This window comes from Buttiauxella gaviniae (assembly GCF_040786275.1).
In the GTDB taxonomy this organism is placed as follows: domain Bacteria; phylum Pseudomonadota; class Gammaproteobacteria; order Enterobacterales; family Enterobacteriaceae; genus Buttiauxella; species Buttiauxella gaviniae_A.
Genome location: NZ_JBFMVT010000002.1, coordinates 3321549 through 3333652 on the forward strand (window position 1 = coordinate 3321549; position 12104 = coordinate 3333652).

Genomic DNA, 12104 nt, shown 5'->3' on the forward strand with positions numbered 1-12104 from the left:
AACAGGGAAATGTTATTGCTCCCTCCCCTGGTTAAGGGGAGGGTTGGGGTGGGGTCCCACCAAACGCCCAATAAACCCACGCACCCACATCAGCGCCGCATCACTGCTGTGGCGCTGATGCCACAGTAACGCCACTTCAAGCGGAGCCATCCCCAGCGGGACGGGACTGCTACGTAATCCCCAAATCTCCTGCCAGTTCTCACAAACCCCCTGCGGCACCGTTGCAAGCGCAGGCATCCTGCTTAACAAACCGGGTAACGCAGAAAAATGCGGCGTGGAATAGCCTATATCCCGTTTCAGCCCTTGTTTGGCTAACAGGGTATCGATATGGCTGCTGGTGGCTTCGCGGTAGCTCACCACCACATGCTGTTGCGCGGCATACACTTCAGCAGACACAGGCGCGTCGAGCGGTAACTGCGAGGGATGCCAGAGTGTGAGAAACTCCATTCTCGTCAGAAGCTCACGTTCCATCCAGCGGGCTGAAAGGTTTGCCACGCTGAGCGCCATATCCAGCTCGCCGCCTTCAAGGCGCTGTGCGTCAGTAAATGGATCGCTTGCGGCTACGTTCAGGCGCACACCCGGAGCATGTTTAGCTAATTCAGGAATCAAACGTGGCATCAGCCACATTTCCATCCAATCGGTCATGCCGATGGTGATGGTCGCTTTCGCACTGGCGGGGTTAAATTCTGCCTGCTGGAACAGCGCACTTTGTAGCTGCTCAAGTAATGGCATCAGTTCGGTATGCAGTTCCGTTGCACGGGCGGTAGGTTGCATGCGGTGCCCGCTGCGAATAAAGAGCGGATCGTCAAACATTTCGCGCAAACGTGAAAGGGAACCACTTACGGCGGGTTGGCCTAAATGCAGTTTATCTGCCGCCAGCGAAACGCTCTGTTCGCGAAACAACACGGCAAAAGCAATCAACAGATTGAGATCGATTTTGCGGAAATCATTTTCTTTGATAGTCATTATTTCTCCAATCACCTGGAGTGATAATAATGCCTCACCACTGTTTTCCGCAAGTTGAGCTGACTTTCGTAAAATTAAAAGGGGTGCCACAAGCGTGGCACCCACAGTCATCAGAAGATCATTTTGAACACGCCGGTAACGACCAGTAAGCCAATAATAAAGATGATTAAAACCGCCCATAGAATAATTTTCATTGATGCTCCCTGTCTGTTATCGCAGTTTTATTAGTATAGGCAAGGAAACAAAAAATGGGGGGAGTGGCCTCCCCATAAACGCAAATTGAGATTAATTACAGGTAATCAGATTAACGGTTTACGTGCGGTCAGCAGGAAAATCATCGGGCGCTCTTTTTCTTCATCCAGTGCCGGATTCCGGGCAATTTGCTCCGCGTCTGGCCCCCATTCATCCAGTTTTTTGATAACAAACCCGCAGGCTATCAGCGCATTTATCCAGCTTGAAAGTTTACGATGCTGTTTTTTTACGCCGTCGGCAAACCAGTTGCTGATGCGCTCGCCTTCCTGCTGATAGTGATTGACCGGCCAGGATTTTTGCCCGGTCTGATCCGCAAGCCAACCCTGTTTTAGCGGCGCGGTATAGATGGGATGTTCTGCTGAAAAGACCAGCATGCCGCCCGGTGTCAGCGCCTGATAAAGCGTTGCGAAGAGCGCGTCGATATTTTCCAGATAATGCAGCGCCAAAGAGCTATAGAACAGATCGACGCTTTGCGCGTTCAGATGCAACTGTTCGAGATCCTCACGCTGATAAACGATGCCTGCACCCGTGGTCATCTCCTGCGCTTTTTCCAGCATTTTTACCGAGACATCAAGCCCGAGAACATGTGCTGCCCCCTGGTCGCGGGCGTAGCGGCAAAACCAGCCGTATCCGCAGCCTAAATCAACGACGGTTTTACCGGTTAAAGCGGGCAGCAGCGTTTGCATGGCTGCCCACTCTGGCGCGCCGTCCAGCCCTTTGATTGATCGGTCGAGCGTGGCGTATCCTTCAAAAAATGCAGGGTTATCATAGATATTCTGTGTCATTGCAACTCCTTGGTAATCCTCGAACTGACACAAGCAGTTTAGTTAAATAGTTTTTCTGAAGAAAGTAACGTGCTCTCCTGAGGCGCTATCCCTGCGTCTAAATCGGCACGTATTTTTTCGTAATGGTCGTCGAGACGGTAAAACTTACCTATCCACAACATCGAAACCACGATCAGCGCGGCCGGGATATACAGGTAGCAGGCTTTGATGGCGAACAGGGCATCAACGCTTTGTGCGTGGTTCGCTACATAGCCGCTCGCCGAAAGCATAATTCCGGTTATTGCGCCCGCACCGGCCATTGCCACTTTGCCAAGAAAACCGTTGATGGAGGTTAATATTCCAGCGGTATTAATCCCGGTTTTCCACACGCCATAATCCACGGGATCGGCCTGCATCGAGAAGTAAATCGCGGTCCGTTGCCCGGCGCCTAACGATAAAATCACCGCGCCGACGACCAGCCCAATAACGTTAATGCCCGCAAAGATCATCACAGCCATGCCGATCAAATTGATGGAGGAAGCGACAAGATAGACGTGGCGTTTTTTCATGCGCTTTGCCAGCAGGGGAACCGTAAGCGTGCCGAGAAGCGGAACGAAGGTGGAAATCCCGGCAACCAGCGCGGTGAGCTCGGTGTTCCCGACGTAGTAATTAAAGAAGTAAACCAGGGCACCCGTCTGGAAGAAAAAGGCTCCCCACATCAGGAAAATATTCACCGCAAAAACAAACCACGGCGGGTTATTGCGCAGGCTTATCCAGGCGCGCTTTAACGTCATCGGCTCAGAGGTAATGTTAATTTTCTCTTCTACATTGCGAAAACTGATCAGCAAAAAGAAGGTGGCAACAGCCCCAAACACCATCGCTGTATATAAGAAACCGTGCTCCTGATTCCCCTGACCGAGGGTTTTTACCAGCGGTAAAGTGGCGACGGCAACAATCGTCGATCCCAGCGAACCCAGCAAGATGCGTACCGTAGAGAGGGTCGTACGCTCTTTTGACTCACTGGTCAGGAAAGGCAGCATCGCGCAAAACGGGATGTTTACGATGGTGTACAGGAACGACAGGCACAGGTAGGTGATAAAGGCGTAAATAAGGCGGCCCGTGGTCCCAAAATCCGGAACGTAGAATGCCAGCACGCACAGCAAACCGAACGGCACTGCGCCAATCAGCAAGTACGGGCGGCAGCGGCCCCAGCGCGTGCTGGTGTTATCTATCACCAGGCCCATCAGCACATCCGCCACGCCATCAACCAGACGGGCCACCAGGAACATCAGCCCAACGTAATAGGCGGGAAGGCCCATCACATCGGTATAAAAGTACATCAGATACAACGAGATCATTTGCCAGACGAGGTTGCAGGACAAGTCCGCAATCCCGTAGCCAAAGCGCTGCCGCCAAAGAGTTGAGGTAGACATAAGTAGGTTCTCGACGTTGTTGTTTTAGAGGAGGTACTTTCTAATGAACCACGAAGGCGTACAGCTCCAGGCGTGGCAATAACTGTTGATGAGCTTGCTGCCATAGGGGGAAAAATCAGGCCGCTGTGGGTCGAAAAGTTCCCAGAAGGTATCGGCTCCGTGTTCCACCATCGCCCCCCAATAACCTTTAATCTCTTCGGTGGCTTGCTCTATCTCATTCACATGTAATAACGCCGCAACGTAATGATGCATCATGTAGGGTGTGTTCATCTGAATTTCTGGCGGGTGGCTTTTGAGGCGCACTAACAGTTGTTGCTGGCTTTCGACTGTCCCGACATCTGCCAGTACCAGCCAGACTTGCGAAGCACAGGAAATTTGCCGGGATTCCCCGCTGGTGAAAAAGCCGCTTTGTGCATCCCAAAGTTCGCGCAGTGAGGCGGTTTTAAGGGAAGATATCTGCTCTTCCAGGAAGGCGACTTTACCGGTGTCGTAAAGCCTTGCCAGCATTAACGCTTTATTGAGGCAGTAAATAAGTACGCCCTGGGATGCCGCCTGTTTGTTGAGATCTTCATGCCAGTCGATAAACGACCACCAGTCGCTGCTGTCCCGTACGATGCCGTTTTCGCCCACGCGTGCCAGGGCTATTTCGATTTGCTGCCAGGCAACCGGCCACAGTTCAGCCAGCGTTTGGCGGTCATGGGTTGCGGCGGCGTAATCTTGCAGAACATCGACAAAAAATAGGGCGTAATCAAACAGGAACGTGTCGTCTGCGATGACCTGCGGTTTTACAAAAATATTGGCTGAAAGCATGCCATCTTCACGCGTCATGGCTGCGAAGAGATACAAACAGCGTTTCACCAGAGGGTAATTTTTCACGGTGACATCGTTGACCAACGCCTGAAGACGTAGATCTCCGAGCCACAAACGACGGTCCCGCTTGGGTCCATCTTCAAACACTTCCTGCATACAGTTTTTTAAGGTGTGGATCGCCACTTCATCAATGCGTTTGAGCGGGTGGTCCATAGTTTGGCACTGCGGCAGTGCGACGAGGGATGCCGACGTTACGGTATCAAGCTTTAACGAGGTGAAACGCAGCCGAAATTTGCGTGATAACGCGACGATGTTAATTCGCAAATAGCGGCAGCAATAGCGGCGCGGCAGGCGCATACGGTGCGGCAATTCGTCTAAATAGCAGTCTTGTTGTTGTAGCCAGCTACTGCTCAGCCATCCGCTGTAGTCTGAAAAGGGCTCAACCACTTCCGCGAGTGTTTCACCGAAAATAAACTGTAGATGCGCAGGGGCGTCGGGCGGGCTGCCAACCGATTCGCAGGCAAACTCCAGATAACCCACGCAATGCTCACCAAAATCAATAATGACATGCTCACCCTGGGCAAACTCTTGCTGAAGAAAACCCGCTGCGGTATTTACCCTCTCTGGCCGCCAGCCGTGAATTTTCTGCTCGTCTTTTTGTGCACTGACTATCGCCTGCGGGAAAATATCGCGGTGATAAAGTTCAGGGGCAATCTCCTCGGCCCGGGCTAACATTTGCGGATGGCGAACCATGTTGAGATGTTGATTTTGCTGCAATGCCTGTGACATACCGGGTCCTTGATGATGAAGCAATAAGCTGAGTTTAGGGCGGGAGTCTTTTAGCGAGCTATTCTCAGGCTGCCACTAATTGTTAGCGTCTGGCATTTTCAGTGGGGTACTGATGTTGGCGATCACAAATCGAAAAATCGGGATCGTTATTTGGTTGGAAGTGTTTTATTTTGCCGACAGATCCGGACGGGTGGGTGTTAAGTGAGTGCGATGGTGAATAAATTAGAAGTTAGTCAGTATTTTCCCGATGAGCAAACCAAGCTGTCTCTCTATACCAGCGACCCTGAGGACAATAACTGCGAGCATAGTCATAGCTTTCAGGAATTAGTCATTGTTGAAGAAGGGCACGGCCTGCATGTTATTAACGGCAAGCCGGTTTTTATTCAGCAAGGCGACGTCTTTTTTATTAACGTTAACGATGTTCATTTCTACGATGAACTGGGTACGTTAAAGCTCATTAATATTTTAATTAATCCGCAGGTTGGGTTTATCTATTTGGCTCAAATAGACGAATTATTAGGCACTCTTACGGGTAACCGTGCGGCGAATTATGGCTGGCTTACCCCTGAGACAAAAGCTCAGTGCAAACGGCTGATTAGCCAAATCTTTTGTGAAGAGATGTCTACCGTTGCCAACGTGGCGCTAAGAGAGTCGCTCTTTTTTAATTTAGTGACCACTATCCTTTACGCGCAGTCGCAAGCTGAATACAGCACCACGCGCTATAAACTGCATAAACTCCTCAGCTATTTACAGGAAAACTGTTTTAACGAAATAGACTGGCAGCAAATGGCTCATCAGTTTCATTTAACGCAGCGCACCGCCTCGCGCCATATCAAAGAAGTCACAGGGCTCACCCCGGAAAATTACCTCAAAAGATTAAGGCTGGTTTCCGCGCGTGTAAAACTGAAAGAGACGGATATGACAATCACCGAAGTCGCCTATCTTTGCGGTTTTAGCAACAGCAATCACTTCACCACATCGTATAAAAAAGTGTTCGGCGTCACCCCGAGCGTGGAGCGAAAACGGGCGGGTTAGCGCTAAGTTTAAAATTCAGGTATGGGGAAGAGTGGGGCTGTTTTGCGCGGGTTATTCATTCGGTGTATTTTTTGTAATCTATTAATTTTATTGGTGAATATTTTTACAGATATTTCATTTTGTCTCCATGTATGTTTTCCCACTGATACCTAAACCTTTCATTTTTGAAATCCGTAATCTCAGCGCTTTCTTTTACTCTGTGGCTCATTATGATTCCCTCTCGCTTCCTGCTTGCGCCGGTTACCGCCGCAATAATGCTCACTTTATCCGCCTGCGCGCCAATGCATCATGATGATGCGCCTCTCGCGCAAAAAACGCTGCCACAACGGCTTGAAACTCAACTTCCTCCTGAACTGGCTCACGGTTGGCCGGGCAGTGACTGGTGGCGCAGCTATCACGACAGCCAGATAGACCAGCTTGTGGCACACGCGCTTAAAGACTCGCCTGATCTCGCTATCGTGCAGCAGCGCATTAAACTCGCGCAGGCGCAAACTCGGATGCAGGAGGCCAATGATGGCCCGCAGATGGATTTTTCCGCAAACGTAGAGCGCCAGAAAATGTCTGCGGAAGGGGTGATGGGGCCGTTTGCGTTGACCGATCCGGCAGCGGGCACCACGGGGCCGTACTACACCAACGGTAATTTTGGTCTGACAGCCGGTTGGGATTTAGATCTGTGGGGCAAAAATCGCGCACAAGTAGAAGCGAGAGTGGGCGTCATACGGGCGAAACAGGCAGAGCTGGCGCAGGTGCAGCAGATGATTTCTGCCAATGTGGTGCGCCTGTACTGGGATGTGCAAACGTTGCTGGCGTTAAAAGAGGTGAAACAGCAAACGCTGGCGGCGCAAAAGAAGATTGTTAATGTTGAAGCCCTGCTTTATGAAAACGGCATTAATTCCTCGGTCGATGATGTAGAAATCAATATTGATTATGTGAAAACCCAGCAGCAGTTGGATGACATCGACGGGCGGATCAACATCGCCAAAGCGCAGCTCGCGGCAATGACCGGCAACGCTCGTGCCGCCTCCAACATTAAACGTGCCCCGCTTGCACAAGTGCATAGCCGGGTACCAGACCAAATGGGTTATGGGCTGCTCGCTCGTCGCCCGGATCTCCAGGAAGCGCACTGGTACATCGAATCATCCCTAAGTCAGGTTGATGCGGCAAAAGCGGCGTTTTATCCGGACGTTAACCTCAGCGCATTTTTGCAAAATGACGCCCTGCATCTGAGCGATCTGTTTCGTGGCTCAGCCCAGCAAATGGGCATTGTCGCGGGCCTTACGCTGCCTGTTTTCGACAGTGGCCGCCTGAATGCGAATCTCGATATCGTGCGCGCAGAAAGTAATTTATCGATTGCCAGCTATAACAAAGCGGTGGTGGACGCGGTGAATGATGTGGAAAAAGCTGCCAGCCAGTTGAATGCCGTTGCGGCAGAAAACCAGCACCAACTCACCGTTTTAAAAGGTACGCAAAAACTCAAAGCGCTGGCGCAGGCTCGTTTCAATGCGGGCCTGATTTCAGGGGCGCGCCTGAGTGCTGCGACGCTTCCGGATTTATCAGAGCAGGCGAAAGCGATTCAACTTCACGGCAAGTGGCTTAATGCAGACGTGCAGTTGATCTCTGCCTTGGGTGGCGGCTATCAGGCAGGAAAAGCGTAGTTAACGCGCATCTCTCACCACCTCCTATAATTATGTTTCGGTCATAATATAGTCAGGTGGTGGTGATGAGTGCGGCGAACAAAGTAGCGATCGTAACGGCATCGGATTCAGGTATTGGTAAAAAATGTGCGCTGATTCTGGCTGAACAGGGTTATGACATCGGCATTACCTGGCATTCCGACGAGCAGGGGGCCGAAGAAACCGCGCGAGAGGTCAGAACCCTGGGGCGGCGCGCCGAAAGTGTTCAACTCGACCTGGCCCATCTCCCTGACGGTGCGGCGGGTATTGATGAGTTGATTAGCCGCTTCGGGCGCGTAGATGCGCTGGTCAATAACGCCGGGGCGATGAGCAAACATCCTTTCCTTGATGTGACGCTCGAAGAGTGGCGTGAGCTTTTTACCGTGGACGTAGATGGCGCGTTTTTATGCTCGCAAAAAGTGGCGCGAGCGATGGTTTCCCAGGGGCAGGGCGGGCGCATTGTCAATATTACGTCCGTTCACGAGCATACCCCGCTGCCGGAAGCCTGCGCCTATACCGCGGCAAAACACGCGTTAGGAGGCCTGACTAAATCGATGGCGATGGAACTGGTGCATCACAAAATTCTGGTGAATGCCGTAGCGCCCGGCGCTGTCGCAACCCCAATGAACAACATGAATGAAGGCGACGGTGCGAAAAGCAAAATCCCTGAAATCCCGTTAGGGCGAGCCGGGGAGACAGAAGAAATTGCCAGCCTGGTCGCCTGGCTGTGTTCAGACAGCGCGAGCTACACCACCGGGCAGTCGTTTATCGTTGACGGCGGCTTTATGTTTGCTAACCCGCATTTCAAACCCAAAGGTTAATCCTGCTGCTTGCTTTCCCGGTGCCTGAACCAATAACGCACCAGCCACACCAGGGCAACCACGCCCACCAGCCAAATCCAGTGCTTAATATGTTGGTCCAGGTTATGTAACCATGGGCCAACGACTTCGCCGCCAACGTAACCCAGGGTGGTAAAGAGTGAGGCCCAAATCACTGCGCCAAGGATATTTAGCGGCAGAAAGATTTTGGGGGGCAGGCGACTGGCACCGATCAAAATAGGCCCGATAATACGAAAGCCGTACATAAAACGTGAGCCGATCACAAACCAATACGGATGACGCTGAATCAGTTTTTGTGCTTTGATGATTTTCTTACGGTGCTTTTTAAAACGCTCAAGAATGGCTTCCCCGTAGCGTCGGCCAATCAGATAGAGAAGCTGATCGCCAATCATCCCGCCCAGTGCCACAGAAAGAATCACCAACGGATATTTCAGCAGCCCCTGGTGCGCGGCAACGCCTCCCAGCAGCGTCACCGTCTCCCCTTCGGCCATGCTGCCAAGCAGCAGTGCGCCATAGCCGTAATGCTCAATCAGATTATTAATATCCACAACGAATACTGTAACTCCTTGTTGTTGTACCCCTCCAGTATAGCGGCTATGGCTGAGTTGCTGATTTTGGTTTTAGCCTGCGCCCACCCAGGGACAGTAAAACGATCGCTAAAAATCCCGTTCCGCTGAACCAGTAAAGCGAAGAAACGACGCCAAGATATGGCGTGCAGAAGCCTGCGCCAATAGACACCACGGCGGTGATGACCATCTGTAAGCGGTAACTTTTTGCTATCGCCGCTGAGACATGAACTTCATCAAATGATTGGAGAAGGGTATACAACGCCCGGGCGAATACGATGTTTGAGAAAAGGTGAGCTGTAAAAACCAGACTTAGCGCCAGGTATTTCGACGGTGAAAAAGGCACGAGTCCATAGCCGGTGATAAAGGCGAAAAGGCAGCCAATCATCAGCGCATTGTTGTTGCTGTTTTTCTCAAATTTTGCGGGATTTAAAATTAATGGGCCCACCAGTTGCCCGAAGCTGCGGGCAAAAAGTAACGCCAGCGCCATGCTTTGCGCTTCCTGTCCTGAAAGCGTGGTTTGGGCGTGTTATTTAAATATGACGCTTTTACCGTTTCGTCAAACTGACTCAATCAAATTCGTTACGTTTGCCGCGTCAGTTATTTTTGGTTGATTAAAAAACAATCTAGCGCTGTGCATTATACTTTGACTGTGCTCGATCGTTTTTTTTGACATGTCAGGAGGCGTTATGAGTCATGTCTGGGGGCTTTTTTCCCATCCAAATCGTGAAATGCAGGAAATAAAACGCGAGAACGAAACGGTATCCCATCACTACACCCACCATGTATTAATCATGGCGGCCATCCCGGTGATTTGTGCGTTTATTGGCACAACCCAAATTGGCTGGAATTTTGGCGATGGCACGTTCGTTCAATTGTCGATGTTTACCGGATTCTATTTAGGCGTACTGTTTTATGCACTGATGTTGGCAGGCGTTGCCGTGATGGGCCGCGTTATCTGGTGGATGGCGCGCAGCTATCCGCATCGCCCATCGCTTGCACGTTGTATGGTGTTCGCCGGCTACGTGGCGACGCCGCTGTTTTTAAGCGGCATTGTGGCGCTTTATCCACTGGTGTGGCTGTGTGTTCTGGTAGGCGCGGCGGCGCTTATCTATACCGGATACTTATTGTATGTGGGCGTTCCTGAGTTTCTTGGCATCAATAAAGAAGAGGGGATGAGCTTCTCCAGCTCAACGCTCGCCATTGGCGTGCTGGTACTTGAAGTGCTGTTAGCCCTGAGTGTTATTCTCTGGGGTTATGGATACCGGCTGTTTTGATACTCTCTTACGAATCATTTGTAGGATTTTTCAGGGGCGTCAGCGTATTATGCTGGCGCCTCGTTTATTCATACGCTTTGTGAATAAATTTGATGGGCAAATCACATATTTGAATACTTAAAGAAGCGTCACCATGCCGACAAAAATCCGTCTATCGTTGCTCAGCCTCGCGCTGATGATTGCCGTACCATTCGCTTCCCAGGCCGCGAATAAAACCACCGCGCACTCCACGGTACAACATGCCAGCGCCGGGCAAGAAATCGCCTCCGGCAGCGCCATGATCGTCGATCTGCAAACCAATAAAGTTTTATATTCCAGCCATCCGGACTTAGTGCGTCCTATTGCCTCAATAACAAAATTGATGACGGCGATGGTCGTTCTTGATGCGAAGTTACCGATGGATGAAATGCTGAGCGTCGACATCAGCCAGACGCCGGAAATGAAAGGGATTTATTCCCGCGTACGCCTTAACAGCAAAATCAATCGTAAAGATATGATGTTGCTGGCGTTAATGTCTTCTGAGAACCGTGCAGCAGCGAGCCTCGCGCACCATTACCCTGGCGGTTATAACGCGTTTATTCGTGCCATGAATGCGAAAGCAAAATCTCTGGGTATGACCCACACGCGTTATGTTGAGCCGACGGGGCTGTCGATTCACAACGTTTCCACGGCGCGTGATTTGTCCCGACTGCTGATAGCGTCAAAACAGTACCCGCTGCTTGGCCAGTTGAGCACCACCAAAGAAGATATGGCGACTTTCGCTAATCCTCCTTATACGCTGCCGTTCCGTAATACCAACCATCTGGTTTACAACAGCAAATGGAATATTCAACTGACTAAAACTGGTTTTACCAATAATGCCGGTCACTGCCTGGTGATGCGCACGGTGATTAACAATCGTCCGGTAGCACTTGTGGTGTTGGATGCGTTTGGGAAATACACTCACTTTGCGGATGCGAACCGTCTACGTAATTGGATGGAAACCGGCAAAGTGACGCCAGTTCCTGCGCCTGCCTTGACCTATAAAAAGCAAAAAGCGGCCCAGATGGCGAGCAACAATACACAAGGTAATGCTCTCGACGATTAACCCTTGCTGTTAAGGCAGTGTCCTGTCTCCATCGTTGAGCGGGCGCTGCATAATTATCGTATCTCGCCATCCGCCCAGCTTAAATCCTACGCTACGTAACTGCCCGGCCACTTCAAAACCGAGCTGTTTGTGTAAGCGGCACGAACCGATATTGTTTTCCCCGTCACCAATGATCGCCACCATTTGTCGCCACGGCCCTTGTTCACATCGGTTGATAAGCTCGCTCAATAATTCCCGCCCAACGCCTTTTCCCGTCATGCTCGCGTCGATATAAACAGAATCTTCAAGCGTATAACGGTAACCGGGGCGAGGACGATAGGCGGTTGCGTAGCTATATCCCACAACAATGTCGTCATACATCGCAACCAGCCAGGGAAGATTTTGCGTCTGCACCCCCTCTAAGCGCTCAGACATTTGCGTGCGTGTCGGGGGCGTTTCCTCAAATGAGCCACGGCCATGCAGAACGTGCCACTCGTAAATCGCGGTAATCGCTGGAATATCATCGTGCGAAGCATCACGAATCTGTAACCGCGTTAATGTTTCGAGCTCTGACATTGCTCGCTCCTTAGGCTGGTGGTATAAGTGGCATGAGGTCACACCACCTTCTGGCACT

General features: G+C 51.1%; 13 protein-coding genes. 5 read left to right on the forward strand and 8 right to left on the reverse strand.

Annotated elements, in window-relative coordinates; genetic code table 11:
- Positions 1 to 12: 12 nt before the first annotated feature.
- The 5 genes from AB1E22_RS15970 to AB1E22_RS15990 form a co-directional block, all read right to left on the reverse strand.
- Positions 13 to 966: a LysR family transcriptional regulator gene (locus AB1E22_RS15970; RefSeq protein ID WP_367596215.1), complete on the reverse strand. Its 954-nt coding sequence runs from the start codon at positions 964 to 966 to the stop codon at positions 13 to 15.
- A 110-nt stretch (positions 967 to 1076) separates the two neighbouring features.
- Positions 1077 to 1160 (reverse strand): small membrane protein YohP, encoded by an 84-nt coding sequence (yohP, locus tag AB1E22_RS15975; protein ID WP_072009412.1) that lies wholly within the window; start codon positions 1158 to 1160, stop codon positions 1077 to 1079.
- Positions 1161 to 1265: 105 nt separating this feature from the next.
- Positions 1266 to 2003 (reverse strand): class I SAM-dependent methyltransferase, encoded by a 738-nt coding sequence (locus AB1E22_RS15980; protein WP_367596216.1) that lies wholly within the window; start codon positions 2001 to 2003, stop codon positions 1266 to 1268.
- Positions 2004 to 2041: 38 nt separating this feature from the next.
- Entirely contained in the window at positions 2042 to 3415 is a 1374-nt protein-coding gene (locus AB1E22_RS15985; protein WP_367596217.1) for a glycoside-pentoside-hexuronide (GPH):cation symporter, read from the reverse strand.
- A 24-nt stretch (positions 3416 to 3439) separates the two neighbouring features.
- Positions 3440 to 5014 carry a sugar hydrolase gene (locus tag AB1E22_RS15990; RefSeq protein ID WP_367596218.1) on the reverse strand — a complete coding sequence of 525 codons (1575 nt, stop codon included), beginning with the start codon at positions 5012 to 5014 and terminating at the stop codon, positions 3440 to 3442.
- A 213-nt stretch (positions 5015 to 5227) separates the two neighbouring features.
- On the opposite strand from AB1E22_RS15990, the gene AB1E22_RS15995 reads away from it, so the two are divergent.
- The 3 genes from AB1E22_RS15995 (at position 5228) to AB1E22_RS16005 (ending at position 8543) form a co-directional block, all read left to right on the forward strand.
- The gene (locus AB1E22_RS15995; RefSeq protein WP_437178388.1) at positions 5228 to 6049 is read left to right on the forward strand and encodes a helix-turn-helix domain-containing protein; all 822 of its coding nucleotides are present in this window, start codon (positions 5228 to 5230) and stop codon (positions 6047 to 6049) included.
- 209 nt (positions 6050 to 6258) lie between these two features.
- Positions 6259 to 7704, forward strand: coding sequence for a multidrug resistance outer membrane protein MdtQ (gene mdtQ, locus AB1E22_RS16000; RefSeq protein ID WP_367596221.1), 1446 nt, complete (start codon positions 6259 to 6261; stop codon positions 7702 to 7704).
- A 65-nt stretch (positions 7705 to 7769) separates the two neighbouring features.
- The gene (locus AB1E22_RS16005) at positions 7770 to 8543 is read left to right on the forward strand and encodes an SDR family oxidoreductase (protein WP_367596222.1); all 774 of its coding nucleotides are present in this window, start codon (positions 7770 to 7772) and stop codon (positions 8541 to 8543) included.
- On the opposite strand, the gene AB1E22_RS16010 is transcribed toward AB1E22_RS16005, so the two are convergent.
- Both AB1E22_RS16010 and AB1E22_RS16015 read right to left on the reverse strand, forming a co-directional pair.
- A complete protein-coding gene (locus AB1E22_RS16010) occupies positions 8540 to 9109 on the reverse strand; it encodes a DedA family protein (RefSeq protein ID WP_367596223.1) in 570 nt (189 codons plus the stop codon). The two genes, AB1E22_RS16005 and AB1E22_RS16010, sit on opposite strands and share 4 nt — an antisense overlap.
- A 46-nt stretch (positions 9110 to 9155) precedes the next feature.
- Complete coding sequence (locus AB1E22_RS16015) at positions 9156 to 9617, reverse strand: hypothetical protein (RefSeq protein ID WP_367596224.1); 462 nt, start codon at positions 9615 to 9617, stop codon at positions 9156 to 9158.
- A gap of 199 nt (positions 9618 to 9816) precedes the next feature.
- On the opposite strand from AB1E22_RS16015, the gene AB1E22_RS16020 reads away from it, so the two are divergent.
- A complete protein-coding gene (locus AB1E22_RS16020) occupies positions 9817 to 10404 on the forward strand; it encodes a Yip1 family protein (protein ID WP_367596225.1) in 588 nt (195 codons plus the stop codon).
- Between the two features lie 133 nt (positions 10405 to 10537).
- Entirely contained in the window at positions 10538 to 11491 is a 954-nt protein-coding gene (gene pbpG, locus AB1E22_RS16025) for a D-alanyl-D-alanine endopeptidase (protein ID WP_367596226.1), read from the forward strand.
- 9 nt (positions 11492 to 11500) lie between these two features.
- Here the strand turns inward: pbpG and AB1E22_RS16030 are convergent, their stop codons facing one another.
- Positions 11501 to 12046 carry a GNAT family N-acetyltransferase gene (locus AB1E22_RS16030; RefSeq protein WP_367596227.1) on the reverse strand — a complete coding sequence of 182 codons (546 nt, stop codon included), beginning with the start codon at positions 12044 to 12046 and terminating at the stop codon, positions 11501 to 11503.
- Positions 12047 to 12104: the final 58 nt, after the last annotated feature.

Bases quoted from the DNA above. Each gene is read 5' to 3' on its own strand.
- yohP (WP_072009412.1), bottom strand. From the start codon at position 1,160: ATGAAAATTATTCTATGGGCGGTTTTAATCATCTTTATTATTGGCTTA.
- AB1E22_RS15985 (WP_367596217.1), bottom strand. From the start codon at position 3,415: ATGTCTACCTCAACTCTTTGGCGGCAGCGCTTTGGCTACGGGATTGCG.
- AB1E22_RS16030 (WP_367596227.1), bottom strand. From the start codon at position 12,046: ATGTCAGAGCTCGAAACATTAACGCGGTTACAGATTCGTGATGCTTCG.
- AB1E22_RS15990 (WP_367596218.1), bottom strand. From the start codon at position 5,014: ATGTCACAGGCATTGCAGCAAAATCAACATCTCAACATGGTTCGCCAT.
- AB1E22_RS16015 (WP_367596224.1), bottom strand. From the start codon at position 9,617: ATGGCGCTGGCGTTACTTTTTGCCCGCAGCTTCGGGCAACTGGTGGGC.
- AB1E22_RS15980 (WP_367596216.1), bottom strand. From the start codon at position 2,003: ATGACACAGAATATCTATGATAACCCTGCATTTTTTGAAGGATACGCC.
- AB1E22_RS15970 (WP_367596215.1), bottom strand. From the start codon at position 966: ATGACTATCAAAGAAAATGATTTCCGCAAAATCGATCTCAATCTGTTG.
- mdtQ (WP_367596221.1), top strand. From the start codon at position 6,259: ATGATTCCCTCTCGCTTCCTGCTTGCGCCGGTTACCGCCGCAATAATG.
- AB1E22_RS16020 (WP_367596225.1), top strand. From the start codon at position 9,817: ATGAGTCATGTCTGGGGGCTTTTTTCCCATCCAAATCGTGAAATGCAG.
- pbpG (WP_367596226.1), top strand. From the start codon at position 10,538: ATGCCGACAAAAATCCGTCTATCGTTGCTCAGCCTCGCGCTGATGATT.
- AB1E22_RS16005 (WP_367596222.1), top strand. From the start codon at position 7,770: ATGAGTGCGGCGAACAAAGTAGCGATCGTAACGGCATCGGATTCAGGT.